The organism is Streptomyces sp. BV286 (genome assembly GCF_019090165.1).
Taxonomy (GTDB): Bacteria; Actinomycetota; Actinomycetes; order Streptomycetales; family Streptomycetaceae; genus Streptomyces.
In genome coordinates this window covers 1-25,872 of the sequence record NZ_JAHRIB010000130.1, presented here as the reverse complement: position 1 = coordinate 25,872, position 25,872 = coordinate 1, and the positions used below count along the sequence as shown (strand labels likewise).

General features: G+C 68.7%; 28 protein-coding genes and 1 pseudogene. 19 read left to right on the top strand and 10 right to left on the bottom strand.

Annotated elements, in window-relative coordinates; translation table 11 throughout:
* Positions 1-54: 54 nt before the first annotated feature.
* From KUF83_RS17645 to KUF83_RS17625, 5 genes are all read right to left on the bottom strand, one after another.
* Positions 55-630: a hypothetical protein gene (locus tag KUF83_RS17645; RefSeq protein WP_217455659.1), complete on the bottom strand. Its 576-nt coding sequence runs from the start codon at positions 628-630 to the stop codon at positions 55-57.
* A gap of 223 nt (positions 631-853) precedes the next feature.
* Positions 854-1,939 (bottom strand): hypothetical protein, encoded by a 1,086-nt coding sequence (locus tag KUF83_RS17640; RefSeq protein ID WP_217455658.1) that lies wholly within the window; start codon positions 1,937-1,939, stop codon positions 854-856.
* The gene (locus tag KUF83_RS17635) at positions 1,936-2,610 is read right to left on the bottom strand and encodes a hypothetical protein (protein WP_217455657.1); all 675 of its coding nucleotides are present in this window, start codon (positions 2,608-2,610) and stop codon (positions 1,936-1,938) included. Before KUF83_RS17635 ends, KUF83_RS17640 begins: the two co-directional genes overlap by 4 nt.
* A 223-nt stretch (positions 2,611-2,833) precedes the next feature.
* Positions 2,834-3,055, bottom strand: coding sequence for a hypothetical protein (locus KUF83_RS17630; protein ID WP_254643999.1), 222 nt, complete (start codon positions 3,053-3,055; stop codon positions 2,834-2,836).
* Positions 3,052-3,342 (bottom strand): hypothetical protein, encoded by a 291-nt coding sequence (locus tag KUF83_RS17625; protein ID WP_217455762.1) that lies wholly within the window; start codon positions 3,340-3,342, stop codon positions 3,052-3,054. The genes KUF83_RS17630 and KUF83_RS17625 overlap by 4 nt, the downstream gene beginning before the upstream one ends.
* Positions 3,343-3,510: 168 nt before the next feature.
* Between KUF83_RS17625 and KUF83_RS17620 the strand changes: the two genes are divergently transcribed.
* The 9 genes from KUF83_RS17620 (at position 3,511) to KUF83_RS17580 (ending at position 13,431) form a co-directional block, all read left to right on the top strand.
* Entirely contained in the window at positions 3,511-3,801 is a 291-nt protein-coding gene (locus KUF83_RS17620; RefSeq protein WP_217455656.1) for a GntR family transcriptional regulator, read from the top strand.
* Positions 3,802-3,978: 177 nt separating this feature from the next.
* Entirely contained in the window at positions 3,979-4,626 is a 648-nt protein-coding gene (locus KUF83_RS17615; protein ID WP_217455655.1) for a hypothetical protein, read from the top strand.
* Between the two features lie 166 nt (positions 4,627-4,792).
* A complete protein-coding gene (locus KUF83_RS17610) occupies positions 4,793-5,332 on the top strand; it encodes a hypothetical protein (protein ID WP_254643998.1) in 540 nt (179 codons plus the stop codon).
* An 82-nt stretch (positions 5,333-5,414) separates the two neighbouring features.
* Positions 5,415-6,416, top strand: coding sequence for a hypothetical protein (locus KUF83_RS17605; protein WP_217455653.1), 1,002 nt, complete (start codon positions 5,415-5,417; stop codon positions 6,414-6,416).
* A 198-nt stretch (positions 6,417-6,614) separates the two neighbouring features.
* Positions 6,615-11,156 carry a DUF6531 domain-containing protein gene (locus KUF83_RS17600; protein WP_217455652.1) on the top strand — a complete coding sequence of 1,514 codons (4,542 nt, stop codon included), beginning with the start codon at positions 6,615-6,617 and terminating at the stop codon, positions 11,154-11,156.
* Positions 11,153-11,758 (top strand): hypothetical protein, encoded by a 606-nt coding sequence (locus KUF83_RS17595; RefSeq protein ID WP_217455651.1) that lies wholly within the window; start codon positions 11,153-11,155, stop codon positions 11,756-11,758. The genes KUF83_RS17600 and KUF83_RS17595 overlap by 4 nt, the downstream gene beginning before the upstream one ends.
* 89 nt (positions 11,759-11,847) lie before the next feature.
* Positions 11,848-12,051 carry a hypothetical protein gene (locus tag KUF83_RS17590; protein WP_217455650.1) on the top strand — a complete coding sequence of 68 codons (204 nt, stop codon included), beginning with the start codon at positions 11,848-11,850 and terminating at the stop codon, positions 12,049-12,051.
* A 46-nt stretch (positions 12,052-12,097) separates the two neighbouring features.
* On the top strand, positions 12,098-12,640 hold the full coding sequence (locus KUF83_RS17585; protein ID WP_217455649.1) for an SMI1/KNR4 family protein: 543 nt from the start codon (positions 12,098-12,100) through the stop codon (positions 12,638-12,640).
* Positions 12,641-12,831: 191 nt separating this feature from the next.
* Entirely contained in the window at positions 12,832-13,431 is a 600-nt protein-coding gene (locus KUF83_RS17580) for a hypothetical protein (RefSeq protein ID WP_217455648.1), read from the top strand.
* A 91-nt stretch (positions 13,432-13,522) separates the two neighbouring features.
* Here the strand turns inward: KUF83_RS17580 and KUF83_RS17575 are convergent, their stop codons facing one another.
* Positions 13,523-14,260, bottom strand: coding sequence for a hypothetical protein (locus KUF83_RS17575; RefSeq protein ID WP_217455647.1), 738 nt, complete (start codon positions 14,258-14,260; stop codon positions 13,523-13,525).
* Positions 14,261-14,765: 505 nt separating this feature from the next.
* Between KUF83_RS17575 and KUF83_RS17570 the strand changes: the two genes are divergently transcribed.
* From KUF83_RS17570 to KUF83_RS17530, 9 genes are all read left to right on the top strand, one after another.
* The gene (locus tag KUF83_RS17570) at positions 14,766-15,503 is read left to right on the top strand and encodes a hypothetical protein (protein ID WP_217455646.1); all 738 of its coding nucleotides are present in this window, start codon (positions 14,766-14,768) and stop codon (positions 15,501-15,503) included.
* A gap of 22 nt (positions 15,504-15,525) precedes the next feature.
* A complete protein-coding gene (locus KUF83_RS17565; RefSeq protein WP_217455645.1) occupies positions 15,526-16,377 on the top strand; it encodes a hypothetical protein in 852 nt (283 codons plus the stop codon).
* A complete protein-coding gene (locus KUF83_RS17560) occupies positions 16,374-17,684 on the top strand; it encodes a CpaF family protein (protein WP_217455644.1) in 1,311 nt (436 codons plus the stop codon). Before KUF83_RS17565 ends, KUF83_RS17560 begins: the two co-directional genes overlap by 4 nt.
* A gap of 7 nt (positions 17,685-17,691) precedes the next feature.
* Positions 17,692-18,672: a type II secretion system F family protein gene (locus KUF83_RS17555; protein ID WP_254643997.1), complete on the top strand. Its 981-nt coding sequence runs from the start codon at positions 17,692-17,694 to the stop codon at positions 18,670-18,672.
* Positions 18,669-19,595, top strand: coding sequence for a type II secretion system F family protein (locus tag KUF83_RS17550; protein WP_217455643.1), 927 nt, complete (start codon positions 18,669-18,671; stop codon positions 19,593-19,595). Before KUF83_RS17555 ends, KUF83_RS17550 begins: the two co-directional genes overlap by 4 nt.
* Positions 19,596-19,699: 104 nt before the next feature.
* Positions 19,700-19,951, top strand: a complete 252-nt coding sequence (locus tag KUF83_RS17545) for a hypothetical protein (protein WP_217455642.1) — start codon at positions 19,700-19,702, stop codon at positions 19,949-19,951.
* A gap of 139 nt (positions 19,952-20,090) precedes the next feature.
* Positions 20,091-20,471 carry a TadE family protein gene (locus KUF83_RS17540; RefSeq protein ID WP_254644009.1) on the top strand — a complete coding sequence of 127 codons (381 nt, stop codon included), beginning with the start codon at positions 20,091-20,093 and terminating at the stop codon, positions 20,469-20,471.
* A gap of 12 nt (positions 20,472-20,483) precedes the next feature.
* Positions 20,484-20,933 (top strand): TadE/TadG family type IV pilus assembly protein, encoded by a 450-nt coding sequence (locus KUF83_RS17535; protein ID WP_217455751.1) that lies wholly within the window; start codon positions 20,484-20,486, stop codon positions 20,931-20,933.
* Between the two features lie 8 nt (positions 20,934-20,941).
* Positions 20,942-21,424 carry a pilus assembly protein TadG-related protein gene (locus KUF83_RS17530; RefSeq protein WP_254643996.1) on the top strand — a complete coding sequence of 161 codons (483 nt, stop codon included), beginning with the start codon at positions 20,942-20,944 and terminating at the stop codon, positions 21,422-21,424.
* 111 nt (positions 21,425-21,535) lie between these two features.
* On the opposite strand, the gene KUF83_RS17525 is transcribed toward KUF83_RS17530, so the two are convergent.
* From KUF83_RS17525 to KUF83_RS17510, 4 genes are all read right to left on the bottom strand, one after another.
* Complete coding sequence (locus KUF83_RS17525; RefSeq protein WP_217455641.1) at positions 21,536-21,874, bottom strand: hypothetical protein; 339 nt, start codon at positions 21,872-21,874, stop codon at positions 21,536-21,538.
* Positions 21,875-22,130: 256 nt separating this feature from the next.
* Positions 22,131-23,150, bottom strand: coding sequence for a hypothetical protein (locus tag KUF83_RS17520; protein ID WP_217455640.1), 1,020 nt, complete (start codon positions 23,148-23,150; stop codon positions 22,131-22,133).
* 115 nt (positions 23,151-23,265) lie between these two features.
* On the bottom strand, positions 23,266-24,333 hold the full coding sequence (locus tag KUF83_RS17515; protein ID WP_374106088.1) for a hypothetical protein: 1,068 nt from the start codon (positions 24,331-24,333) through the stop codon (positions 23,266-23,268).
* Positions 24,330-24,977, bottom strand: coding sequence for a hypothetical protein (locus tag KUF83_RS17510; RefSeq protein WP_217455639.1), 648 nt, complete (start codon positions 24,975-24,977; stop codon positions 24,330-24,332). The genes KUF83_RS17515 and KUF83_RS17510 overlap by 4 nt, the downstream gene beginning before the upstream one ends.
* A gap of 332 nt (positions 24,978-25,309) precedes the next feature.
* Between KUF83_RS17510 and KUF83_RS17505 the strand changes: the two are divergent.
* Positions 25,310-25,872, top strand: a pseudogene (locus KUF83_RS17505) (hypothetical protein); the annotation flags it as partial.

Sequence of the window (25,872 nt, the reverse complement as noted above, 5' to 3'; positions counted from 1 at the left end):
CGTAGTCCCCCAAGGGTTTCCCGGTCCGCGTGTGCGAGTGTCCGCGGAGTCTTTTCAGGCGATCCAAATGCTTCTGGCGAAGTCGTCGATGGCCTCCAAGGAGGCTTCGAGGATCTCGGGGTCGTCGTAGTGGCCTTTGAGGACCAGGTCGATGTCGCGGGCCGCGTCGTTCCAGGCGTAGGCGACGTACATGATCGGGCCGCCGTCCGGGCGGGTCCAACTGCGCACGCAGCGCAGGCCCTCGCCGAAGTGGGACGAGACGAAGGGGGTCGTCTCCACGCGCAGGCTGGTGGCTGAGGGGTCGGGTTCGGCCAACATGCTCAGATGCCGGTGGCTGTGTTCCTCGTCGCAGGCGAACTGCTTGGTGAAGAGGACCAGCGGCGACACCTGTGGCGGCATCGGGCCGAAGAGGAACGCCTGATCGGCCTTGACGCTGTCGCGCAGCATGACGGCCGAGCTCTCCAGGAGCTTCCTCGTCCGCCGCTTCTCACGCCAGGTGAGCCGGCGCCGGTGGACCAAGGCGTTCGCCTTGAGCTGCAGGCCCAGCCAGTGCGCGAACTCCGCCTTGGTGTCCCGCAGGGGCATGTGAAACCACACGGCCGGATCGGAGTCGGTCTCCACGATCAACATGCTTGGCTCCGAAGGAAGTTGGTCCGTGCGTCGTCATCCCGGTCCGCGCGATACGACATTCCGCGTCGGAGCGGTTGTCGGGAGTGAAGGTGAGGGAGGCAGGGGAGCGACGGCCGGCTCCGTGGGGGAACCGGCCGCGCATCACGTGCTCAGCCCAGCGGTTGCCGACTGCTTCGCGCGTCGGTCGACGGTTCCTCCGCGCGGCGGTCGACAGTTGCTCCGCTCAGCGGTTGACTGACTGGATTTCCTCGACCGTGATGTTCTGGACGGCCTCGATCGTGCCGTCGGGCAGGCCTACCGCGCCGGCCTGGCCTGTGCCCGTCCAGCTGATCTCCCAGGTGAGGGCGGCCTTGATGGGGAACGTTTCGCCACCGGACGAGCGGCGGTAGACGATGCCGCAGGGCGGGGATTCCTTGGCCTTCCCCTTGGCGTAGGGCTCGCCGATCCTGCCGTCGACGATGGGGCATTCGCCGTCGGCCGGGATGGTGGTGGCGTCCTCGGTACCCGGGGCGAGGGTGAGGGACTTGGGGGTGGCGGTCGTGGTCGCCTGAATGTTGAAGCCGGGGACGTCGATGGCCGCCGTCGCCTGGACCTCGTCGAACGCGGCCTCGTCGAGCCACGCCCAGGTCGGCAGGTTCACCTTGGCGATGGCCTCGGGAGCGAGCGACACCTTGGTGCCGGGCAGCTCCATGTGCTGGTACGCGAGAGCGGCGAGCATCTCCGGAGTGATGGCCTGTTCGTGCTGGGGCGGCGGGGGCTCGCCGTTCTCCACCCAGAAGGGCAGGTCCGAGCACGCGGTCCGCTTGAGGTAGTCCGGCTCGTTCGGGTTCTCGACCCCGGCCCAGAACATCCCCTCGCCGTCCTTGTCGACGTTGTAGTCCTTGTAGCCGGGGGTGTCGGTCCAGCCGTAGTCGTCCTCGTAGTGGCGTTCCATCTCGCCTATCGCCGCACCCGCGTGACCGGTCATGCCGGGCGCGTTCTTGGCGTCCTCGATGTTCTTGGACATCTCCTTCTTGAAGTCCTTGGCACCGAGGTAGGGGGCGTACCAGCAGGACGGCGGCGTCCAGTTGACGTCGGCGGACGTCACGTTGCCGGTGCCGCCGCTCTTGGCTACGGCGCCGGAGTACTGGACGCGGGCGGCGGCGTAGATGCCCTTGTTGTCCTTACCGCCTTGTGGGTTGCTGCTGGCGCCGGTGCCATCGCGCGGCCCTCCCGCCGCGTGGACCGGTGCCGCGAGGATGAGAGTGCCGAAGGTCAGCGTCAGGGCAACTGAGCCGATGCTGAGGGATGTACGTCGGGCTGTGTTCACTGGCACTTCTTCGCCTCCTCCTCGACGAACACCTTGGACGCCTGCCACAAGCTGTCGCTTGTGGGGAGCTTGACCATGATGATTTTGAAATAGCTGAAGTCCACGAGGCTGGGTTTGGTCTTCAGGACCTTCCCCGTTTTGACTTCTTCGGCGTAAAACTTGCTCGAGTCCGAACAGAACGCGACTTCCACGGAGTTGCCGTTCGTGGTGGAGCGCGTGGTGGCGTCGTAGTGACGGCGGAGGCCCGTGGCGGTCCAGCCGCCCTTGACCCACTCCTTGATCTGGACTTCCGCGTAGCGGCGTCCGTCGCCGGTGGAGTAGCTGGTGACGGCCGCGTCGTTGGCCGTTCGCTTGCCGACGCCCCGGTACATGGCGCGGAGGTAGTTGGCGGCGTCGTCCATTGCCGCCGCCTCGTTCTTGGCCTTCGGTTTGTCCCAGTCGAAGACCAGGTCCAGGTTCATCCCCTTGGGCAGGGACACGTCCACGCCGTCCGGCTTGTCCTCTGCCGCTCCTGCGGGCTCTGCCGACTTCTTCGGCTTCTCCTTGTCCTGTCCCGCGCCGGCGATCTTGTCGTTGTCGCTGGACTTGTCGTCCCCGCCGCCGCATGCCGTGAGCAGCAGGGCTGCGGTCGCGGCGAGCGCGGCAGCAACGGGCAAAGAGCGGCGCTTCACAGTGAACCCCCGTGAGAATCAGACGCATTGAAGAGCTACGACGTTATCCATGGGGCGCGCGGTTTCGCTACCGCGAACTTCCTTGCAAGGCTGGTCGGACACGGAGGAACCGGGGCAATCGGACGCCCCTTGTGGCCCGATCGTGTCGGAGTGCACAGCAGCCGGGACGGGCGCCGGACCGGCCCCGGACGCAGGTGGGCGTCCGGGGCCGGGATCGCTTCGCTCAGTTCCCCGCGCCCATGCTGGGGCGGCCTCCGGCTCGGTTCTCCCGGGCCGGCTTCGTCACCTCCAGTACGTCGGTCATGGGCGGGTAGTCGTCGGCGCAGTCGGGGCACGCGTACACGTTGAATCCGGGGCCCGTCGCCGCATGCACCTCGTGGACCAGGACCGGCCGATCGGTCGTCCGGTGGCAGCGGGCGCACATCCGCACGGCGGGGCGAGTCATCGGGCGGCCACCGGGACGCCGTGGATGTGGTCCGGGCCGACGTCGATGCCGACCGTCGCGAGGTAGAGGGCGCGCCGGCGTTCGCGTTGGCGTCGGTGCTCGGCGGCGCCCAGGACGTAGGGGCGTACGAGCCGGGACGCGTTGCCGTCGAGGATTTCCGTGAAACGGGGCGGTGGGGCCGGGATGAACCGGAGGGGCGGGACCACTCCGATCCGGTGGCGACCCCGAGGACGGGGGGTGCAGATGCTCAGCATCCAGGCGAGGCAGCGGACGATAAGGTCCAGCATGTTGGCGCTCCTGTTTGAGGTTTTAGCGTCGGCCATGCCCCGGGACGGCTTGCCTCCGTCGCCGGGGTCTTTCGTGGCACGAGCCTACATTGCTGCGCATGTCAGTGCATAGCAGTCTGCAGCAATAGGGCCATCGCTGCAGCTCAGTGCTGTTTTACGGTGGTGGTTATGTCAGCAGACACAGGCGGTTCGCCGATCGATCCCAACAAGATCGCGTACGTCTACATGCAGGTGGCCGACCACATCGCCGCCCGGATCGCGTCGGGTGACCTGCGGCCGGGGGCCCGGCTGCCCGGCGAGCGGGATCTCGGCGTGGAGTACGAGGTCGCCTACCTGACCGCCCGCCGCGCGGTCCGCGAACTCCGCGAACGCGGGCTCGTCGTCACCCTCCCCGCCAAGGGCACCTTCGTCGCGTACCCCGAGGCCGACGAACCCCCGGGCGACGGCCAGGAGGCGTAGCCCCTCAGCGGGTATCTCGCTCGTCGCGTGCGGGGTCACACCGGCTGGACGAGGTCGCGGCATCCGCCTCGGCCGTGGCGATGAGGGCGTCGCCCCCGGAGCGGGAGCCACCGTGCCCTCGTAGGCTTGCGCGCACGCGCACATCAGTCTGCTTCGGACCGGGGGAGAACAACCAACATGGCCCGCTACATGGAAACGCTCACCATCGAGCGCGGTGGCTTCCAGATCAAGGTGCCGGAGTCGTGGTGGGAGTTCGACGTGCGGCCCGAGTCGCGGGACGACTCGATCCGCCGCATGGTCGCCGAACGCGTGCGGCAGCAGCCCGACCTGGCGAAGTACAAGGACACGTACACCGCCTTCCTGCAGAAGGCCGCGGCCGACGCCTGGAAGTCTGGCGCGCTGTACTGCGGCTGCATGGCGGAGAGCTTCGGCGGTGACACGCCGATCACCGGGTCGATCACGGTCTCCCTCGTCGGCGGGCGTACGAAGGACGGCGCGCCTCTCTCCACCGACCCCCAGGTCATGGCGGGGCAGCTCGCCGTGCGGGAGGCCAAGAAGGAGGGCGACGCGTGGCGCAAGGTCACGACGGTCGACATCCCCGGCGTCGGCCCGGCCGCGCGGACGTACGGCATCGAGGACATCCCGGTGCCCGATGACGCGCTCAACCGCACCATCCGGGCGGTACTCATGCAAACGTTCATCCCCGTGCCCGGCCAGGAGGGCAAGGTCGCCCTCGTCGCCGGGAGCAGCCAGGTGCTCGACCTCGCCGACTCGTTCTTCGACATCTTCGACGCGATCACGTCGACGTTCCGCTTCGCGGAGTAGGAACGGCGACGCCGGGCCATGCGTACGACGCCGTCGGTCGGCCTTTCTCGAATGACATCGTCCGCCGCACCTGGCGAGCGGAAGAACGAGAGGTCGCGGACACCAGATGCCTCCAGATCCTGACGACCCGGCCAGGCCGCTCTCCGTTTATCGCCTGCTGCCAAGCATGCGGGAGTTCCAGCTTCTCCACTTCGACAATTCGCCTGTGGAACTCATGCGTTGGCAGCTCGGTGGCTCCACCGGTGAACCTCCCACCGGCTTCAACGCCGAATGGGGAGGTGATCCACGATGGCCCAAGAGCGAGTTTCCCAACGGAGATCCCTGTTGCCCTGTCCTCAGCGGCCACATCGCCGACGTCCTGAGCGGCGAGTTCGCAACAGCAGGGCGTTTCGCGCCGGTGAACATCGACGGATCCGCCCGAGACGAATACCTTCTCCATGTCGTGGAGAGAGTGGTCGACTGTTTCGACGAACGACGTTCGTCGCCGCCGGACCAGATCGGCAGGCCCAAGAAATCTGTGTTCCGGCCGGAGGCGCTGCCTGTCGAGCTGCCGGCATTCCGCTTTCCACAGTTCCCCACGGCTGTCTGCTGGAACGGTTGGATGGTGGAACGCCTCATCGGGCTTCTGGGGGATCAACTCGAAGCACGCCTGATCTGGTCCGAGGACCCGTCCCTCACCCCGCACCCCGACCCTTGGGGGTTCTGAGCCGGGACTCCTCCTGGTGAGTGGCTCGGTAACCGGAATTCACCCGTTGGTTACGCTGCTCGGAGTGGACCAGAGGAGGAGCGTGACCCGCAGCACGCCGGAACGTCCCCTGGACATCGAGGCAGTCATACCCGAGCTGTCCGGTCACCGCGGCTCCGGAACACGGCTGCATCCACGCCCGGGGAGTCCCGTCCCGGAGGAGAGTTCGGTCGGCGGACCGCTTCTGTGGCCCGTCGACGAGCCGTGGCCTACCTGCACGGTGCCGCACAAGCGGCGCTTCGGTGACCGTGTCGCAGATGTGCGCCGGCGCCGAAGGATTCTCGCCGAGGCGTGGAGCCGACCGTCGAAGCCCGGACAGCCGTCGGGGCCGACAGAGGAAGAACTGTGCATCCTCGACACTCTTCGCCGAGGCCGGCACGCCCCATGGCTCGGCGACATCGATCCCATTCCCTTGATGCCGGTCGCCCAGTTGTACGCACGTGATGTGCCGGGACTCGGGCTCCCAGGCGACGCTGATCTCCTACAAGTTCTCTGGTGTCCGTTCAATACCCACGGCGAGGACCGGAGCGTGGATGTCCACCTGTTCCGGCGCAGAGCCGCGGACGTCACGGAAGTGCTGGCCGAGCAGCCGGAGTTGGAGGTTGTAGGTCGCGACGACTACGTGCCCGATCCCTGTGTGCTCCATCCGGAAAAGGTGGTTGAGCATCAATATGGCGGGCTTCTCTCGTTTCCTATTCGGGCGCGGCTCGACGAATGGCAGGACTGGGAGGACGAAAACGCGGTCAGCTATCAGTTCGACCTGTCGATTCCTCCCGGATGGAAAGTCGGCGGTTTCGCCTCATGGCATGTCACCGGCCCGCAGGCAGTCATCTGCGAGTGCGGGCGGGAGATGGATCTCCTTCTCACCATGGACAGCAGGGAATGGGACAGGGGAACCCGGAGCTGGGTCCCGTCGGAGGACGAGGATGTCGTTGACGCGGAGGCGAACACCCCCACGCGAATCGTGGTGGGGCGAGGGGGATCCCTTTTGGTGTTCGTATGCCCGTCGGACTGGGATCACCTCCACCGCGTCGTTCTGCAGTAGTTGAGAGCGGCAGTCAGGGAGGTGCGTGCCTGCGCCGAGCGCCCGCTGAACAAGACTGACCTCCTGTCTCAGCCGAGTGCGCCGGACCGGACGGGTCGTCCGCGCCACCCTCGTGACCTTTTCATCGAACGCCCGTACCCAGTAACTTCACTTGTGCGTACGTGAGGTTGACGAGGTTGGCGTGACGGGGGTTGCGTGATGGCGGGGTACCGGCCGACGGACTGGCACGTCCTGGACTTGGAGAAGGATCCGACGCCGGGTGATCCGGACCGGGTGCGGAACCTGGCGAAGAGCCTGCACGACTTCGCCGACGACGTGCAGGACGCTCTCCGTCTCGTCAAGGGGATGGCGGAGGAGGAGTCCGTCCTGACCTGGGTGGGCAAGACCGCCAAGGTGTTCCAGGACGAGTTCTCCGGCGTCCCGAAGAACCTCAAGAAGCTGAAGAAGTCGTACGACCTGGCGGGGGACGCGCTGGCGGCGTACTGGCCGGAGTTGGAGCGCGCCCAGGCCCTCGCGGACAAGGCCCTCGCGAAGGGGCGTGAGGCGCAGGCGGACCTCTCCTCCGCCAAGTCGCGTCTGTCGACGGCCGATTCGTGGGTGACCCGGGCCACCAAGGAGTCGGACAAGTACAAGGACGATCCGACCGGTGGCAAGGACGTCGAGAAGCCGGACGAGGCGAAGGTCCGTGCCGCGACGAGGGACGCGCAGAGTGCCGAGTCCGCGCAGACGTCCGCCCAGTCGGATGTGACCTCCGCGCAGAGCGCGCTGGATGCGGCGAAGAAGATGGCCGCGGATGCCCGCAAGATGCGCGAGGACGCGGCCGGGGAGGCCAAGCGCAAGCTCGACGAGGCCTCGGACGCGGGCATCCAGAACCGGAAGTGGTACGAGGAGGTCGGCGACTGGTTCGTCGACAACTGGGACACGATCGTCGCGGTGTGCAAGGTCGTTGTCGCGGTCCTGGGGATCATCGCGCTGATCATCGGAGGGCCGATCCTCGGCGCGATCGTGCTGATCGCCGCGCTGGTCGTCCTGGCGGACACACTCAACAAATACATGAAGGGACAGGCGTCCCTGTGGGACGTGGCGTTTGCCGCGCTGGACTGCATACCTGGCATGAAGGGTCTGACGACCCTCGGAGGTCTGGCCAAGGGGCTCAAGGCGTTCGGCAAGACCGGGCTCAAGGGGATGGCCCTGGGGGTCAAGGGGCTGGGCAAGGGCGCCCAGTCCATGGGCCGACAGATGAAGAAGCTGCTCACCCGCGGTGACCCGATCGACATGGCCACCGGGCAGATGGTCATGTCCGCCACCGATGTCGCGCTGGACGGCATGCTGCCGCTGCTCTTTGAGCGGCACTACCGCACCGGTGTCCGCAGCGGCCGTCTCCTGGGCCGGAGCTGGACCTCGACCCTCGATCAGCGGCTGCTGCTCGATGAGAGCGGAGTACGGTTCCTCGTCGATGACGGGATGGTCCTCACGTACCCCGTGCCCGAGCCGGACGTGCCCGTGCTCCCGGTAGTGGGCCCGCACTGGCCGCTCAGCTGGGCCGACGGGGAACTCGCCGTGCACCGGCCGGAGACAGGGCAGACCCTCCGCTTCCGGCCGCTGCCCGGCCGACCGTCGGCCGACCTGCCACTGGCGGCCATCCACGACCGCAACGACAACACGATCTCGGTCTCGTACGCCGCCGACGGCACCCCCGACGAGATCACCCATCATGGCGGCTATCGCGTGGGTGTGACCTGCGAGGACGGTCGCATCACCGAGCTGACCCTGCGCAGCGACACCGAGCGGCCCACGTTGATCCGCTACGGCTACGACACCCAGGGCGGCCTCACGGAGGTCTACAACTCGTCCGGCCTGCCGCTGCGGTTCAGCTACGACGACAGGCACCGCATCACGGGCTGGGAGGACCGCAACGACATCTGGTACCGCTTCACGTACGACGATGCCGATCGCTGCACGGCGGGCCGCGGTACCGACGGGATGCTGGACTACACCTTCGCGTACGACGAAGAGACACGTGGCACGATCGCCACCGACTCCCTCGGGTACGCCACTCAATACCAGTTCGACGACGCGTACCGGCTGACTGCCGAGACCGACCCGCTCGGCAATGTCACGCTCCAGGAATGGAACGACCGGAATCAACTCTGCTCCCGTACCGACCCGTTGGGCCGCACCACACGCATGGAGTGGGACGCGGCGGGCAACCTGACCGCCGTCCACCTGCCCGACGGTGCCACCTCCTCCACCGTCTTCAACGAGTCGAACCTCCCGGTGCAGCTCACCGCTTACGACGGCTCGGTCGTCCGGCAGGAGTGGGACGAGCGGGGCAACTGCAGGTCCGTGACGGATCCCACGGGCGCGACCGTGGTCTTCACCCGTGACGGGACGGGAGCCCTGACCTCTCTGACCGACCCGATGGGCGCGGTACAGCGATTCGTCAACAACGCGGCGGGACAGCCGGTTTCGTCGACGGATCCGCTCGGAGCGGTGACACACATCGGCTATGACTCCTTCGGGCGGAACAGCACCCTCACCGACCCGCTGGGTGCCACCACGTTCCTCAGCTGGACCGTCGAGGGACATCAGGCGTCGCGTACGGACCCGGACGGCACGCGCGAGGCGTGGACCTACGACGCTGAGGGCAACTGCGTCAGCCACATCGATGCACTGGGCCAGGTCACCCGCCTCACCTACGGCGCCTTCGACCTGCTCACCACCCGCACCACGCCCGACGGGGTCCGCCACACGTTCACGCACGACACCGAGCTCCGGCTCACCCGGGTCATCCACCCCCGGGGCCTCACCTGGGACTACACGTACGACGCGGTCGGCCGCCCCCGCACCGAGACGGACTTCGACGACCGGACACTCGTCTACGCCTACGATGCGGCCGGACAGCTCCTCAGCCGCACCAACCCCCTCGGGCAGACGACGGCCTACACGTACGACATCGTGGGCAACCAGACCGGGAGGACGGTGGACGGCCGCACGACCGTGTTCACGCACGACCCCGCTGGCCGTCTCCTGCAGGCCACCGGTCCGGACGCGACCCTCGCCCGCCGGTACGACCCGGCCGGACGGGTCACCGCCGAAGTCGTCGACGGACGAGCACTGACCACGACGTACGACGCTCTGAGCCGGCCCGTCAGCCGTCTCACTCCGGCCGGAGCCACCGCCACGTACGCCTATGACGCGGCGGGCAACCGCACGCTGCTGACCTCGGACGGCCGCACCGTCACCTCCACGTACGACGCCCTCGGCCGGGAGACCGTCCGGCGGCTCGGAGACCGCGGACTCGCCCTCACCCAGACCTGGGACGCTGTGGATCGTCTGAACGGGCGGACACTGGCCGCCCCGGGCAGGCAGTTGAAGCAGGAGACCTTCACCTACCGGGCCGACGGCAGCGTCACGGCTCTGGACGACCACACCCGCGGACGACGGGTCTTCGACGTCGACAAGGCGGGCCGCGTCACCGGCGTCCGAGCCGCGGACTGGACCGAGACCTACGCGTACGACGAGTCCGGCAACCAGACGCGCGCCATGTGGCCGGACCAGCAGCCCGCCCACGAGGCACGAGGCGAACGCGCGTACGACGGCAATCGTGTGACGCGTGCGGGTTCCGTCCACTACGAGTACGACGCCGCGGGCCGCGTCGTCCTGCGCCGCAAGACCCGTCTGTCCCGCAAGCCCGACATCTGGCGATACACCTGGGACGCGGAGGACTGCCTCACCTCGGTGGTCACCCCTGACGGAACGGTCTGGCGCTATCTCTACGACCCGCTGGGCCGGCGCACCGCCAAACAGCGGCTCGGCACCGACGGCTCGACCGTCGTCGAGGAGACCCGCTTCACCTGGGACGGGCCGCACCTGGTCGAGCAGACGACCCGAGCCGTCGGCCAGGCGGAGGAGGTCACTCTCACCTGGGACCGCGACGACGTACGGCCGCTCGCCCAGACGGAACGCCGGATATCCGCCGACGACCCCCAACGCCTGGTCGACGAACGCTTTTTCGCGATCGTCACGGACCTGGTCGGCACCCCGACCGAACTCGTCTCCGAGGACGGCGACATCGCCTGGCGGGGGATCGCCACCCTGTGGGGGCTCACCACAGGGAGCGAGGGCGCCGGAACCAGCACACCTCTCCGCTTCCCGGGCCAGTACCACGACCCCGAAACCGAGCTCCACTACAACTACTTCCGGCACTACGACCCCGCGACAGCGACCTATCTCAGCCCGGACCCGCTGGGCATGGACGCCGGACCCAATCCTCGCGGCTATGTGCTCAACCCGCTCCTCTGGATCGACTACCTCGGCCTGCTGACGTGCCGGCAGAACGCACGGCGGCTGCGGCGGAACATGCGGCGCGAGGGGCGGCCGGTGAGCCGTGGCCAGGCCGCGGCGCACATCGTTCCCTCCGGAGGTACCGCGGGCCACTGGGTCCCGGGAGCCAGAAGCCGTGACCTGCTCGGTCGATACGGAGTCGATGTCAACGACGCGGCGAACGGCATTCCTCTCGGGCACCCGACGCCGCACAACTTCACCCACCGCGAGGCTTTCCTGCAGCGGGTCAACCAGCGCCTGGAGCAGGTGGTGGAGGACAGGACAGCCCGCGGGCTCGGCGCGCGTGCGATCCGTAACGAGCTTCGCAGCGAGTTGCGCACCATCGGGCGAGAGGTCGAAGGTGAGCTTGCTACTGGCGTACCTTCACCGACCGCAGTCTGGACGGCACCATGATGACCGACAAGCCCGTTTCCGTGTACCGGCTACTGCCGAGCATGGGTGAGTTCCGGACCCTGTTGCTCGGCAGCTCGCTCAGAAAGGTCATCCGCTGGCAGATCAGCGGGTCCGACGCCGACAGGCCGACCGCTCTCAGCGGTTCGTGGGACGGTGATCCGCGGCTGCGCAAGGGGGAGTTCCCGTGTGGGTATCCCGGTGCTCCTGTCCTCAGTGGTCGCATCGCCGAAGCGCTGCGGGGTGAACTCTCGTCGGCGGGAGAGCTCGTCCCGGTCTCCGTCGAGGGCGCCGGAACGGATGGATCTGACGGGTCGGACGAGTACTTTCTCTACCTGGTGGAGCCGGTGGTCGACTGCCTGGACACCCGGCGGTCGTCCAAGCCGAAGAGGATGACGGGTGAGATCAAGAAGGCGGTGTTCCGCTCCGACGCACTCCCCGTCGACCTGCCCGCTTTCCGGCTGCCGGAATTCCGCGGAGGCGTCCACTGGAACGGCTGGGCGGTGGACCACCTGACCGAACTACTGGGCGACGACCTCGAAGCACGCCTGATCTGGTCCGAGGACCCGTCCCTCACCCCGCACCCCGACCCTTGGGGGTTCTGAACCGGGGCTCCTCCGGGTGAGTGGTCCGGCTACCGGAGGATCGAGTTGCCTTACATGAACCCGCGGGGTTCAGCCCGACCACGCTGACCATGGTCTTCGAGCGCCGGCAGGGCGGCCCGGAGTCGCATTACCGGGCCGAGGTGCCGCTGCCGGCGGAGCAGGGAGGCGAGGAAGTGGTGATCCCGATCCTGCTCGACTGGGCCGCCCGGCGTGCGAGCGGGGATCGCGCTCTGTCCTGGGTGCCCTGGGACGCCGAGCGGGAGTGTCCCGTACCTCGGGACCAGCCGACCTGAGTCGACGGGAACTGCGACGTCATCTGGGAAGTGAATCGGGGATGCTGTGACCGTACGAGACGACCTCCTGCGGCTTGTTCCGCCACCCGGCGGTGCCGAGACCGACGTTGACTGGTCCCAGGTCGAGGATGCCCTGGGGGTGACGCTGCCCGGCGACTACAAGTGGCTCGTGGAACGGTACGGTCCGGGCTCGTTCAATGACTTTCTGTACATCCTGCAGCCCAGTTCGCCCTTCCACCCCACGCGTCTGGTCGAGTCCGCGAACCGGGCCGCTGAGATCCTCGACGAACTCCGGGAAAGCGGAGTGGGTATCCCTTACGAGGTCGATGAATTGCTACCTGTCGGGAAGACGGACAACGGCGACATCGTGTACTGGGTCACCCGCCCGGAAGATGCACCGGATTCATGGACCATCGTGGCCAACGGGGCAAGAAACCTGAAGTGGCCGCACTTCGACGGCGGGATCGTCGAATTTCTGGTGGCAGTGTTGTCCGGGGCCCATCGAGTGGACGTCTTTCCGGGCGACTTCATCAGAGACGAGCCCGTTTTCGAGGGCTATCCTGCCCCGGACGCCCGACGGCGGCGCTGACTTCCATCTGATCCGGTCGGCGATGCCAGGGCGCGGCGGCATCCGTCCGCACCTGGAGCCCTCGAGTCGATCGATCGACCGTCTGGACCAGGACGCGGCGAACGGCATTCCTCACGGGAACCCACGCCGCAGAGGCCGAGGTGAGCCTTCTACCGGCGTACCTTCTTCGAGCGCGCAGTCTGGACGGCACCATGATGACCGACAAGCCCGTTTCCGTGTACCGGTTGCTGCCGAGTACGGGACAGTTCCGGACGCTGTCTCTTGAGGAGTACGCGCACCGGAAACTGATTCGTTGGCTGCGCACGGGATCCCCTGAGGACTTGCCGGATGAACTGCATGCCGAATGGGTCGGGAATCCGCGACTGCGGCCTGCGGAATTCCCGTGTGGTTACCCCGGAGCTCCCGTGTTCAGCAGTCGGATCGTCGACTCCTTGCAGGAAGGGCTGAGGGGCGCGGGCAAGTTCCTGCGGGTAGTCCCCGAAGAAACAGGCAAGGGAGACGGGCGCGAATATCACCTCTATGCCGTGGACAAGGTGGTCGACTGCGTCGATGCACGCAGGTCGTCGAAGCCGAAGAAGGGCACGGGGCAGATGAAGACGACCTTCTTTCGCCCCGATGCCCTGCCGGCCGACCTACCCGCCTTCCGCGTGCCCGACCATCCCGGCGCCGTCCACTGGAACGGCTGGGCGGTGGACCGCCTCACCGAACTACTGGGCGACGACCTCGAAGCACGCCTGATCTGGTCCGAGGACCCGTCCCTCACCCCGCACCCCGACCCTTGGGGGTTCTGAACCGGGGCTCCTCCTGGTGCCGGGTGGACGGGTCTGCCGCCGCAGCCCGCCCTCCCCGCAGAACCCGGCGCCCGCCGCCCGCACACACAACTCACCCCAACTTCGCGTTCTGCGCCCTCACCACCGGGGTGTCGAGCTTCGTGTCGCTGGGGCGGGACTCCGCGATCGCTCGGCCGTTCACCGCGAAGTAGACGGCGACGACGTCACCGCGGCGCACGGCCGCCGAGTGCATCGTGTGCGTGGCGCCGAGGACGGTCATCGTCGACTTGAAGGCGAGGGACTCGTCGCCCGCCCCGTCAGCCTTCTCGGCGGCGACGGAGTCGTACGGGCTGCTGTTGCCGTTCGCCTTGGCGGTGAAGCCGCCGCCGCAGGAGGACACGGCTTCGGTGAGGTCCGCCATGGCCGTCTTCGCCCCGCCGTCCGCGTAGGTGTTGAGGGTGACGTAGGTGAGGCCGTTGGCGAGTCCGTTCTTCGCGGCGGTTCGCGTGAGGTCCGCCCGCGGTTCGCCCAGCGGGAGTTGGTTCATCGCGTACGCCAGCGGGGCGCAGGCCTTCTTGTCGACGGTGACCTCGTCCTGGGACTTGGCGAAGACGAACTCGTCGTCGGCCGCAGGTTGTTCGACCTCGTAGCCCTTGACCTCGTCCGCCGTGACCGCGAGTTTCGCCACGCGCTCCGCCGGGCCCGTCTCCTTCTTCTGGGGAGCCGTCGCCGAGGCACCGGACTTGCCGCCGGAGTCGCCGTCCGACTCGGAGTCACCACTTCCGCAGGCGGTCAGGCCGGCCAGTACGGCTGCGGAGAGAGCGGTGGAGGCGAGGGCGGTTCGCTTCATGGGGGGACGGGCTCCTCGGTGGGATGAGGGTGGGGTGAAGGTGGGGGAAGGGGGTGGACGGCTGAGGGGAGTGGGGAGTGGGGAGTGGGGAGGTGGGATGCGTAACCGCGTTGGGACGTGGTGTGACGCGTGGCTGAAGATCATCCCACGGTCGCATCCCACCGCTGTGAGCGAGTCGTGCAGGGATGATGAGCACAGCGTGACGAAGCCCATGTCGGGGCCGGGTCGATGATTCGCTGGTGCACAGCGGAATCCGCCTCACGCAGCCCCGTTCCCAACCGGGAACCGAACACCCCGCGTTGCGCGTGGATAACGTCGGGACGTGTGAGCTTTGCGGTCCCGGGCGCGCCTTGAGGGGCTTATGTGCTGCTGATACGGTGCGATGACTTGACACTCGTTCCGGCCATGGCTATTCGACCAGGTCGAGCGGTACGCCCCGGTGAGGGTGGAGTGTTCCAAGTGTCCTGAATGACAAAACCTTCTTGGGTGTACGGGGAGCGGTTGCGTGAAGATCCAAGAGCGTACGGGGGCGGGCAACAACCGTTCCTCCGCGCCGGTTCAGCCGACGACGGGGGAGCGGCTTCCTTCACCGCCTCGCGAGCGCAAACCCGCGCTGGCCGCGCTCGCGGTGCTGCTGATCCTCGTGGGTGCGCTCGGAGCGACCATGCTGGTGCTGCGCGCCGGGGACCGTATCGAGGTCGTGAAGGTGACGGCCGACATCCAGCCCGGCCAGTCCGTCGGCAAGAAGGTCGAGTCGGTACTGGTCGCGGAGGACTCCGGCGTCAACTACGTCAGGTGGGACCAGCTCGAGGCCCTGAAGAACCTCAAGGCCAAGTCCACGATCTACGGGGGCACCCTCGTCATCGGCGAGATGTTCGCCCGCAAGGCCAACCTCGAACCCGGCAAGGCCGTCGTCGGTCTCTCCCTCAAGGAGGGCCAGTACCCGCAGACCATCGAGCAGGGCGACCTCGTGGCCGCCTACCAGGTCGGCAACTCCGGCTCGTCCTCCTCGAACGACGACACGGACACCGGTTCCTCCGGCTCCTCCGGTTCCGCGGGCACCGGCGGCACCCCGATCGTCTCCGACGCACGCGTCACCTACGTGCCGGACGACAGCGGCGACGCCACCATCAGCAGCACCAACAAGCGCATCACCGTGACCGTCGACGAGAGCGACGCGGCCGCGCTGGCCCGCGCCGCCGCGGCGAACCAGGTCGCCCTCGTCCTGGTCCCCGGCAACTAGCGGCAAGAGAGTCACACACACCATGGCCCTCATCGCCCTCGCCGCGGACAAAGGCTCCCCCGGCGTCACCACGGCGGCCGTCGCCCTCGCCGCCGTCTGGCCGCGCCGCGTCCTGCTCGCCGAGACCGACCCGGCCGGCGGCGACCTCGTGTACCGCAGCGCCGCGGCGCACGGCGGACCGCTGAACCCCAACACCGGCATGCTGTCCATCGCCGCCACCGCCCGCCGCGGCCTCGTACCGGACCAACTCTGGGACCACGTACAGCCGTTGAGCGGCGGACTCGAAGTGCTCGTCGGGCTCGGCAACGCCGAACAGGCCGCCGGACTCGCGGGCCTGTGGCCCACCCTCGGCCGTGCCTTCGCGCAACTCGCCGACTCGCCCCACGCACCCGCCGACGTCATAGCGGACTGCGGGCGGATCACCGGCGACACCCCGGCCGTCGAGATGTTCTCGCAGGCGGCCCTCGTCCTCCTCATCTCCCGCACCGAGCCCGAGGCCATCGCGCGCGTACGTGACCGGGCCGCCGTCCTCACCGCCAAACTGCACGGTGGTCCGCGCGGTGCGGCCGCGCTCGGCACACCCCTCATCGGGGTCGTCCTCATCACCGACCCGGGCGACTCCGCCAAGATCGTCCACCAGGTCAACGACATGCTGGTGGCCGCCCAGACCGGCGCCCGCGTCGTCGGCACCATCGCCGAAGACCCGGCAGGCGCCGACCAGTTGGCCGGCCGCAAGCGCGGACGGCTCGACAAGTCGCTGCTCATCCGCTCGGCGCGCAAGGTGAGTTCGGACCTCTACCAGCAGTTCGGCGCGGCCTGGTCCGGGCCGGCCGGCGGTCCGGGCAGTCAGGCCACCGCCGGAGCCGGCCGATGACCGCTGTGGACCACCAGCTGGTCAAGCGGTTCCGGCAGGACGCCGGTGACCGGATCGCCGAGCAGCGCCGTCTCGACCAGGTCTCCGGCGTCACGCCGATGTCCAACGAGGACGAACGGCACTACGCCCGGGCCGTCATAGCCCAGATCCTGGAGGACTACGCCCGGACGGAGATCAACTCCGGCCGTACGCCCCTGGACGCCGAGACCGAGGAGCAGTACGCCGCCGCCGTGCACGCCGCGCTCTTCGGCGTGGGGCGGCTGCAGCCGCTGCTCGACAACCCCGAGGTCGAGAACATCGACATCAACGGGTACGACCAGGTCTTCGTCGGCTACGCCAACGGCGAGGAGGTCAAGGGCGATCCCGTCGCCGAGACCGACGAGGAGCTCATCGAGCTGATCCAGATCCTCGGCGCGTACTCCGGCCTCTCCTCCCGGCCCTTCGACTCCGCGAACCCGCAGCTCGACCTGCGGCTGCCGGACGGTTCGCGATTGTCCGCCGTCATGGACGTGACGCGCAGGCCCGCCCTGTCCATCCGCCGCGCGCGCATGGGCAAGGTCTTCATGTCGGACCTGGTGGGGAACGGGACGCTGACCCCCGAGGTCGGACACTTCCTCGCCTGCGCGGTCCGCGCCCGCAAGAACATCATGATCGCGGGCGCGACCAACGCCGGCAAGACGACCCTGCTGCGCGCGCTCGCCAACGAGATCCCGCCGCAGGAGCGCCTCATCACCGTCGAGCGCGCACTGGAGCTCGGCCTCGACACCTTCGCCGACCTGCACCCGAACGTCGTGGCGTTCGAGGAGCGGCTGCCCAACTCCGAGGGCCAGGGCATGATCTCGATGGCGGAGCTGGTCCGCCGGTCCCTGCGTATGAACCCCTCCCGCGTCATCGTCGGTGAGGTCCTCGGCGACGAGATCGTGACCATGCTCAACGCGATGTCGCAGGGCAACGACGGCTCGCTGTCCACGATCCACGCCAACAGCTCCCACGAGGTGTTCAACCGTATTTCCACCTACGCGCTCCAGGCCACCGAACGCCTCCCCATCGAGGCCAGCCAGATGCTCGTCGCGGGCGCGGTGAACTTCGTCGTCTTCGTCCAGCGGCGCAACAACTTCGAGTCGGGCGGCCGCCTTCAGCGCGTCGTCACCTCGATCCGCGAGGTCAACGGCGTCGACGGACGCGTCCTGTCCAGCGAGGTGTTCGCCGAGGCTCCGGACGGCCGTGTGCTGCCGCACGCACCCCTCGCCTGCCTCGAAGACCTGATCCAGCACGGCTATCGCCTGCCCGGCGGGAACTGGGGGTGAACCGACCATGACTCTCGCCGCTCTCGACTCGCTCGGCTCCATGGGCGGGCTGTTCTCCACGACGGTCCTGTACGCGCTCGCGTGCGGCATCGCCGTCGGCGGCGGCCTCGCCCTGTTCGCCGTGGCGGTCCGCGGACTGCCCGCCAAGCCCGACCACGAGAAGCAGAAGGCGAGCGAACGGGCCTCCGAAATCGTCCGGTTCGCCGGCCGGCGCGGCTCGATCGCGGCAGGCGCCGGCATCGTCGTCCTGCTGCTCACCCGGTGGGCCGTCGCCGGTATCGCGACCGCCATCCTCGTCTTCTTCTGGGACAAGCTCTTCGGCGGCGCCTCCGAGGAGAAGGCCGCCATGCGCCGCGTGGAGGCCCTCGCCTCCTGGACCGAGTCGCTGCGCGACACCATCGCGGGCGCGGTCGGCCTCGAACAGGCCATCCCCGCCTCCGCACGTGCCTCGGCCCCCGTGCTGCGCCCGCACCTCGACGCCCTCGTCGACCGCCTGCGCTCCCGCACACCGCTGCCGGAAGCACTCCAGCAGCTCGCCGACGAGATCAACGACGCGTCCGCCGACATCATCGTGGCCGCCCTCATCCTCAACGCCCGCCTGCGCGGCCCGGGTCTGCGCCAGGTCCTGGGCGCGCTCGCGAAGTCGGCGCGCGAAGAGGTCGACATGCGTCAGCGCGTCATGGCCCAGCGGGCGTCGACCCGCCGCTCGGTGCAGATCGTCGTCGCGGTCTCGGTCGCCTTCGTCCTCGGCCTGTCGATCTTCAACCGCGACTTCGTCGAGCCGTACGGCACGGCGGTCGGCCAGCTCGTACTCGCCTGTGTGTGCGGCCTGTTCGCGCTCGGCTTCCTGTGGCTGCGCAAGCTGTCCACCATCGAGACACCGGAGCGGTTCCTCGTACGGGACGAGTCGGCGGTCCAGTTCGTACGCCCGCGCATGCCGTCGCCGTCACAGTCCCAGTCGCTGCCGGAGGAGGGGGTACGCCGATGAACTCCACCCTGACCATGCCCGTCCTGGTCGGCGCCGTCCTGGGCCTGGGCATCTTCGCCCTCGTCCGCGCCCTGATGCCGTCCAAGCGCAGCGCGGTCGCCCAGGTCGCCCGCATCGACGCGATGCGCGCGCGGGGAGCGGCGTACGAGTCCGCGCACCGCACCGCCGACGCCGGGCGGCTCGGCAGCGTACGGGCCCAGGTGGGCCGGCGGGTCGCCGAGTTCTACCTGCAGCAGGGCTGGGAACAGCGGTCGCTGCGGGCCGACCTCGCGGTCCTCGACCGGAGTTGGGAGAACTTCCTCGCGACGAAGGTGCTGCTGGGCGCCGCGGGACTGTTCTTCGGGCCGTTCATGTTCGCCGTGGTCTGGACGCTCGGCTTCGGCAGCAGCCCGGTCGTCCCGGTGTGGCTGGCGCTGCTCTTCGCGCTCGTCTTCTTCTTCCTGCCCGATCTGGAGGTGCGGCGGGACGCGGCCGAGAAGCGGCGCGACCTGCGGCGCGTGATCGGCGCGTACCTCGACCTCGTGTCGATGAGCCTGGCGGGCGGCCGCGGCCTCCCCGAGGCCCTGATGGCGGCCGCCGAGGTCTCCGACGGCTGGGCCACCCAGCGCATCCGCAACGCCCTCGCCGACGCCCGGATCACCGGCATCAGCCAGTGGCAGGCCCTCGGCTCGCTCGGCGAGGACCTCGGCGTCGAGGAACTCAAGGACCTGTCGGCGTCGTTGGCGCTCGTCGCGGACGACGGCGCGAAGGTGCGCGAGTCGCTGGCCTCGCGCGCCGAGACGATGCGGCACCGCGAACTCGCCGAGATCGAGGGCAGCGCCGGCGAGAAGTCGCAGTCGATGCTCGTGGCACAGCTGCTGCTCTGCGCCGGGTTCCTCGTCTTCCTGATCTTCCCGGCGGCGATGCGCGTGTTCCAGGTCTGAGCGACGGCAACGGCACCGGAACCGGCCACCACAACTGCATCTTCGAAGCGAACCGAAACCAACCGCACCGACTGCTCCGAACAGTCTCGAGAGGACAACTCACCATGAACGGACGGAACTACAGCACCGGGATCCCGGGGGTGGACTTTCTGATCACCTTCCTCCAGGGCCGGGTGCAGCGCGCCCGCTCCGGCGAACTCGACCGCGGTGCGTCCGCGGTGGAGTGGGTCATCATCTCGGCGGTCGTCGTGGCGATCGTCGGGGTGGTCGCCGCGATCATCAACGCCGCGCTCAGCGACGGTGCCAACAAGGTCGGCGAGTGCATCAAGGGCGCGGACGCGGGCAGCACCTGCTGATCCGGTCCCTGCCCTCTCTCTCCCGCACCTCTCATAACTCTCGCATCTCTCGCATCTCTCGCATACGGGGAAACTGGTGAGCGTACGACGCTGGATACGCCGCCGGGTGGAGGCCGCCTCCGCCCGCGGCGACTCCGGCATGACCGCGATCGAGTTCGTGCTGCTCACGCCCGTGCTCTTCTTCATGATCTTCGCGACGGTGCAGTTCGCGCTGTACTTCTTCGCCGACCACGTGGCCCAGGCGGCGGCCCAGGCCGGCGCCCGCAAGGCCCGTGCCACGGCCGACGAGTCGCCGGGCGCGTGGCGTGGCGAGGCGCAGGACGTCGTCGACAGCTACATCGCGCAGCTGGGGCCGCAGTTGGTGCTCGGCCCGGACGTGACGATGCTCCAGCCGGACCAGAACACGGTCGGAGTGGAGATCACGGCGAAGGTGCCGTCGGTGTTCCCCGGACTGGATCTGACGGTGCACGCGCAGTCGGTGGGACCGGTGGAGCGGTTCGTCGAGGAGGACGGGAACTAGATGCGCCCTCTCATGCGCGGCGCTCTGCGCCCGGTGAGCCGCCGGGTCCGGGAGCGGGCCCTCGCGGCGGCCGGTGACCGCGGGCTGTCCACCGTCGAGGTGGTGATCCTCGCCCCGGTGATGATCCTCTTCATCCTGGTGCTGGTGGCCTTCGGGCAACTGGTCGACGGGCGGGGGGCGATGGACGGGGCGGCCAGGGACGCGGCGCGCTCCGGGTCGCTCCAGCGGGACGAGGGGACCGCGATGGCCGAGGCCCAGAAGGCCGCGGACGCCGACCTGGCGGACGTCTGCTCGGGCCCGGTCTCGGTGGACAAGACCAGTGCCGGCTTCGAGGACGCGGACCTGTTCACCGTGGAGGTCAGCTGCGAGGTGCGGGGTCTGGCCATGCTCGGCCTGGACGTACCGACCCGGCTGACGGCGTCGTTCACCTCGCCGCTGGACCCCTTCAAGAGGAAGGCGTGAGGACGGCGATGGCCGGACGCATGCGGCTCCGCGGAGCCGTCGTACGTACGTGGGTGGACGCGAGGCGCGCACGCCTCGACGACCGGGGCTCGGGCGCCGGCGCGGTGATCATCTTCGCGCTCGTGTTCCTGTCCCTGTCGGCGTTCGTCATCGACGGCGGGCTGTCCATCTCCAAGCGCGAACGCGCCGCCGACATCGCAGAACAGGCCGCCCGTTACGCAGCCCAGGACGTCGACCTCGAGGAGCTGTACCAGAACGAGGGCGGCGGCGCGCCGATCCTCTTCGAGAACTGCGGCGCCCGCGTGAAGGCCTTCGCCCAGGAGATGGGCATGACCGGCCCGGACATCGCGGCGACGCACTGTGTCGCCGCGACCGCCGACCAGGTCGAGGTGGAGGTCCAGCTCACCTACTCGCCGGTCTTCACGGGCATGTTCTACGGCGGTGACGTGACGGTCCGGGGCCGGGCGGTGGCGGAGAACGAGGTCGGCTGAGGCGGCCCCTCGCGGGGCGGCCGGGCGGCGGCCCGGCGGACCGGGCCGGCAGTCGCGGGCCGGCAGTCCCGAGTCGGCAGTCGTGGGCCGACCGAGACATCCTCCGGGCGGCTACTTGTTGCCGCCCTTGCCGCCTTCCTGCTTGCCGCCGTCGGACTTCACACCCTCGGAGACCTGCTTCGCCAGGTCGTCGTCCAGCTTCTTGAACTCACGGACGACCGCCTCGGACATCTGGGCCAAGGCCTCGAGCTGCTGGTTGATGTCCTCGCGGCCGTCCTCCCAGTTGGACTCGAAGTCCTCCAGCTTGTCGTAGACACCGCCGTCACCGATGTCGTCCCGGTAGGACTCGAAGAGCTTCTTGGTGTGGTTCATCCGCGACTTGATGTCACGCAGCCGGGTGCCGTAGTCCTCCAGCTCACTGAGCGGCAGCGCGAGGTCGGGCTTGCCCATGTGCGATCCCCCTGTGGTGTCCGTGGCTCGGCGGCCCATGTCCGTACGAGTGATGCCTACACGAAACGGAAGGTACCCGTCACGGCGTCGAAGATGTCGTGGAACGCCTCGGCCGGATCAAGGACGGGACTGGCACCAGAGACGAGCACGACCTGGTCGGTGGTTCCGGGGACACCTCGCGGAGGCGGAGGCGGCGCCGTCCGGAAGGTCACGTATCGGGTGCGGGGGTGGTCCGTGCCGACCGCCCCCGACCCCCCTACTCCGAGTCCGTCATCCGGTACGCAGACGCGATCACCGAAGGCTTGCCGGATTTGGGGAGCGTGGTGAGTGTCGTGCCCTGGAACGTGTCCGTGACGAGGGGGCGCTTCTCGGGGTTGTAGACGGACTCCTCCTTGTTCGGGGTGATCTGGAAGCTGCTCATGTACTGCGGCTTGAGCAGTGTTTCCTGGGTGTGGGCGGTCGGGACGACAGCCAGGACACCGCCGTCGGCCAGTCGCAGCGCGTATGTCGTGGTGTGCGCCGGTTTCTTGGCGAAGTACTTCTTCGTCGCCCACTTGCTCAGGCCGCCCTTGTCGCGCTCCTTGTGGAGCTTGAGGGCGGCCTCGGCCGGGGCCGTGGTGTGGGAGATGCCGGCGCCGGCCTTCGTGCCGCCGGTCTCGTAGAGGTCCTCGAACGCCGCGCTCACGTCGTTCGGAGCCAGCTTTCCGACGCGGGTGGCAGGGCTCACGGCGGTGGCGAGACCGGAGTTGCCGGTGTCGACGGCCGGGATCGGGGTGTCGGTGCGGACCGCCGACATCAGCTTCCACGCGCCGCCCTCCTTGTCGAAGACCAGCAGGGCCGGTGTCTTCGAGCCGTCAGCCATGGCCCTGACCGCGAACCAGTCCTCGCCCGCGGGGATGTAGTACGTCCGGTCCCGGTAGGAGAAGGGCTTCGCGTAGGCGCTCTGGTCCTCCTTCGTCCAGGTGCCGAAGGTCTTGTGGTCCGCCTTGCTCTGCTCGTGGAGCTGGCCGCCTTCGACCGTGCTCAGCAGCCTGGTGTTCCGCGTCCTGTTCGCCTTGCTGTTGACCGCCGCGTAGTTGTCGACGATCTTCGCCGCCTGTGCGCGCGTCACGGCGCCCCTGGGTGAGGCGGAGGCCGGGGTGTCCGTGCCGGCGTCGCCCTTCTCGTCCGTGGTGCCGCCGCCGCATCCCGTGAGGGCGACGGCGGAGGTCACGCCGAGTACGAGCAGGGTCAGGCCGGTCGTACGTGCGGCGCGGGCCGGGTGCGGGGATGCCATGGTGTGCGCGTCTCTTCTTCTGTTGTCGGGTGTTGTTGGGTGCAGTCGGGTGTTCTGGCGGGGCCTTGAGGGTGTTCGGGAAGGGGAACGGCCGTTGCCGCGCGGCGGTCACGCGTCAGCGGTTGATCGACTGGATCTCCTGGACGTTCACGTCCTGGGCGGTCTCGAAGGTGCCGTCGGGGAGGTCGCCGCCCGCGCCGCCCGATCCCTCCCAGGTGATCTGCCAGGTGACGGAGGCGGCGAGCCGGTAGGGATCGCCGCCGGTGGCACGCAGGTACTTGATGCCGCAGGGCGGGGTGCCGCCGGCGTCCCCCTTCTTGTACGGGGTGCCGATCGAGCCGTCCTCGTCGATCTCGCAGTCACTGCCGGCGGGGTAGGTCTCCGCGTTCTCGGTGCCGGGTTCCAGGTGCAGGGCGACGGGCTTCGCCGTCGTCTCGGCCCACAGGCCGGTGCCGGGCAACTCGGCCCGGACCCTGACGTCCTGGAAGGTCCCCTTGTCGAGCCACACCCAAGTGGGCAGGTTGACCGTGGACTTGGCCGCCGGCCTCAGCTCGACCTCGGTCTCGGGGACCTTGACCTTGTCGTACGCGTAGTCGGCGAGGGTCTCCGGCGTGGGGGCGTCCGGGACGTCGGGGATCTCACCGGCGTCCTGCCAGAACATCAGCCGACCGCATTTCGACGTGTCGTCGACGGAGCTCACGTCAGGCGCGACCCCGCGCCAGAAGTAGCCGTCCTTGCCGAGGTTGTAGTTCTTGTAGCCCTGCGCGGTCGACGGCGTGGCGAAGTAGTTGCGGGCGTCCTTCTCGTCCTTGAAGTGGTCGGTCCACAGGCGTGATCCGATCCAGCCCTGGCGGAGGCTGACGTCACCGCTGCCGTCGGTCTCCGAGAAGCCCTTCAGCTGGGCGGGGGTGAAGACGGGCTCGTACCAGCAGGGCGGCGGTTTCCAGTTCACGTCCGTCGGTGCGAGGGCGCCCCGTTCCCCGCCGGTGGGGCCGCTCACCTGGGTGACCCGGATCCGCGACCGGTCGGCCGCGGCGGAGATGTTCCGGTCGTCGTCGGCCGCCCCGTTGACCCCGCCGTGCCCGACGGCGTGGGCCGGTACGGAGGCGGGAAGTACCGGAGCGAGCGACGCGACCGCCAGCGAGGCGACCACCGGCGACGACCATCCGCGGGGATACCTCATCGCGTGCAGGCGCCCCTCTCCGAGCGGGTCGACAGGTTCTGCCAGACACCCCGGGCGTTCTTGGCGAGGCTGACGGTGTAGCGGATCCGGGGGTCCGTGCCCGCCGGGTTCCCCGCGACCTCGCCGGTCTCGCGGTTCCTGGAGTACGCCTTGCTCTCGTCGGTGCAGTAGGTGAGGGACGCCGCCTTCTTGTTTCCGGTGAAGGAGACCTCGGGGTCGAACGCGGGCAGCTTGCCGAACACCGTGAGGTTCTTGTCCGTGTAGCTCCTGATCCACTGACGGTCCTGGGACAGGCCGGTCCTGGTGTCGTAGAAGGCGAGGGCCTCACCGCCGTCGGGCTCGTTCGCGATGATCGCCGCGTAACCCGCGCGGAGCTGCTCTCTGGCGTCGGTGAGGACGGCCCGGGTCTGCGGGTCGTCGCTCGTCCAGTCCTCGAAGGTCAGCCGGAAGTTCTTCGGGAGCCTGGTCGTCGGGCGGTCCGCACCGGCCGGCGAGGACGCGGAGGCCGACGGGCTGCCGCCCGATCCCTTGCCCGCCCCTTCGATGTCGTCCGGGGACGACGTGTCACTCCCGCCGCAAGCGGTGAGCAGCAGTGCCGCGGTGGCGGCGAACGCGGCGGCGGTGGTGACGGTGCGGCGGGCCACGGGTGTACTCCCCTGTAAGACATGTGTGTATGAGGCATGTGTGCAACAGGGAACGAAGCTATCAGGGGGGAGTAGAGGGCCTCGGTGGGGCGATGGGGGATTGTGTGGGGATCGTGAGGTCCGTGCGTGACAGTTGCGAACGGGCCCGTTCCCGCGTCCGCCGAGACCTGCGCCAGGACGGACAACTCCGGCTTACGGGATGGACGGTGCGTAAGTGGTGGCGCCGAAGGCACTCCGTCCCTCCAAGCCCTTCGACACGCTGAATAGGATCTAAGTAGGCTCAGTGCACCCCCGCTGTCCCTCCCTCCACACACGACATCAGGACACCCGCCATGGCGCGACGTACCACTTCCAACTCGACGGGAAGCTCGCCGGGTCCGAGGAATCGGACGCCGCAGCCCCTGCCCCGGCGCCGCCGTTCGTTCGGGGACTTCCTGAAGGCGCTCCTCGCCTTCGTCGCCCTGCTCGTGCTGCTGATCGGGGTGCCCGGGGCGCTGGCCGTGCTGATCGGATGGCCGCTGCCGGGCGGCGCGCCGAGTCTGGACTGGCTCCAGAAAGAGATCAGCGTCGACACGTTCATCAACACGCTGACCGTCGTCGTCTGGCTCGCCTGGGCCCAGTTCACCGCCTGTGTGCTCGTCGAGGTGAAGGCCGCGCTGTCGGGCGTCGGGCTGCCGAACCGGGTGCCCGGGGCCGGGCCCAGCCAACTGCTCGCACGACAGCTCGTCGCCGCGTTGCTGCTGGTCGGCGCGACCGCCGCGAGCTTCACCCCGGGTCTGTCGCAGCTCGGGCAGCAGCTGGAGGGGAACCAGCGGCCGGCCGCCGCGGCGGCGCAGCAGACACCGGGCGGGCTGCTGGGGCAGCAGCAGGAGCAGGCCGCCGCGAGCGCCGCGGC

Excerpts from the sequence above, each read along its gene's own strand:
- KUF83_RS17645 (WP_217455659.1), bottom strand. The coding sequence starts at position 630 with ATGTTGATCGTGGAGACCGACTCCGATCCGGCCGTGTGGTTTCACATG.
- KUF83_RS17630 (WP_254643999.1), bottom strand. The coding sequence starts at position 3,055 with ATGACTCGCCCCGCCGTGCGGATGTGCGCCCGCTGCCACCGGACGACC.
- KUF83_RS17625 (WP_217455762.1), bottom strand. The coding sequence starts at position 3,342 with ATGCTGGACCTTATCGTCCGCTGCCTCGCCTGGATGCTGAGCATCTGC.
- KUF83_RS17620 (WP_217455656.1), top strand. The coding sequence starts at position 3,511 with ATGTCAGCAGACACAGGCGGTTCGCCGATCGATCCCAACAAGATCGCG.
- KUF83_RS17615 (WP_217455655.1), top strand. The coding sequence starts at position 3,979 with ATGGCCCGCTACATGGAAACGCTCACCATCGAGCGCGGTGGCTTCCAG.
- KUF83_RS17610 (WP_254643998.1), top strand. The coding sequence starts at position 4,793 with ATGCGGGAGTTCCAGCTTCTCCACTTCGACAATTCGCCTGTGGAACTC.
- KUF83_RS17600 (WP_217455652.1), top strand. The coding sequence starts at position 6,615 with ATGGCGGGGTACCGGCCGACGGACTGGCACGTCCTGGACTTGGAGAAG.
- KUF83_RS17595 (WP_217455651.1), top strand. The coding sequence starts at position 11,153 with ATGATGACCGACAAGCCCGTTTCCGTGTACCGGCTACTGCCGAGCATG.
- KUF83_RS17590 (WP_217455650.1), top strand. The coding sequence starts at position 11,848 with ATGGTCTTCGAGCGCCGGCAGGGCGGCCCGGAGTCGCATTACCGGGCC.
- KUF83_RS17580 (WP_217455648.1), top strand. The coding sequence starts at position 12,832 with ATGATGACCGACAAGCCCGTTTCCGTGTACCGGTTGCTGCCGAGTACG.
- KUF83_RS17575 (WP_217455647.1), bottom strand. The coding sequence starts at position 14,260 with ATGAAGCGAACCGCCCTCGCCTCCACCGCTCTCTCCGCAGCCGTACTG.
- KUF83_RS17565 (WP_217455645.1), top strand. The coding sequence starts at position 15,526 with ATGGCCCTCATCGCCCTCGCCGCGGACAAAGGCTCCCCCGGCGTCACC.
- KUF83_RS17560 (WP_217455644.1), top strand. The coding sequence starts at position 16,374 with ATGACCGCTGTGGACCACCAGCTGGTCAAGCGGTTCCGGCAGGACGCC.
- KUF83_RS17555 (WP_254643997.1), top strand. The coding sequence starts at position 17,692 with ATGACTCTCGCCGCTCTCGACTCGCTCGGCTCCATGGGCGGGCTGTTC.
- KUF83_RS17550 (WP_217455643.1), top strand. The coding sequence starts at position 18,669 with ATGAACTCCACCCTGACCATGCCCGTCCTGGTCGGCGCCGTCCTGGGC.
- KUF83_RS17545 (WP_217455642.1), top strand. The coding sequence starts at position 19,700 with ATGAACGGACGGAACTACAGCACCGGGATCCCGGGGGTGGACTTTCTG.
- KUF83_RS17540 (WP_254644009.1), top strand. The coding sequence starts at position 20,091 with ATGACCGCGATCGAGTTCGTGCTGCTCACGCCCGTGCTCTTCTTCATG.
- KUF83_RS17535 (WP_217455751.1), top strand. The coding sequence starts at position 20,484 with ATGCGCGGCGCTCTGCGCCCGGTGAGCCGCCGGGTCCGGGAGCGGGCC.
- KUF83_RS17530 (WP_254643996.1), top strand. The coding sequence starts at position 20,942 with ATGGCCGGACGCATGCGGCTCCGCGGAGCCGTCGTACGTACGTGGGTG.
- KUF83_RS17525 (WP_217455641.1), bottom strand. The coding sequence starts at position 21,874 with ATGGGCAAGCCCGACCTCGCGCTGCCGCTCAGTGAGCTGGAGGACTAC.
- KUF83_RS17520 (WP_217455640.1), bottom strand. The coding sequence starts at position 23,150 with ATGGCATCCCCGCACCCGGCCCGCGCCGCACGTACGACCGGCCTGACC.
- KUF83_RS17515 (WP_374106088.1), bottom strand. The coding sequence starts at position 24,333 with ATGAGGTATCCCCGCGGATGGTCGTCGCCGGTGGTCGCCTCGCTGGCG.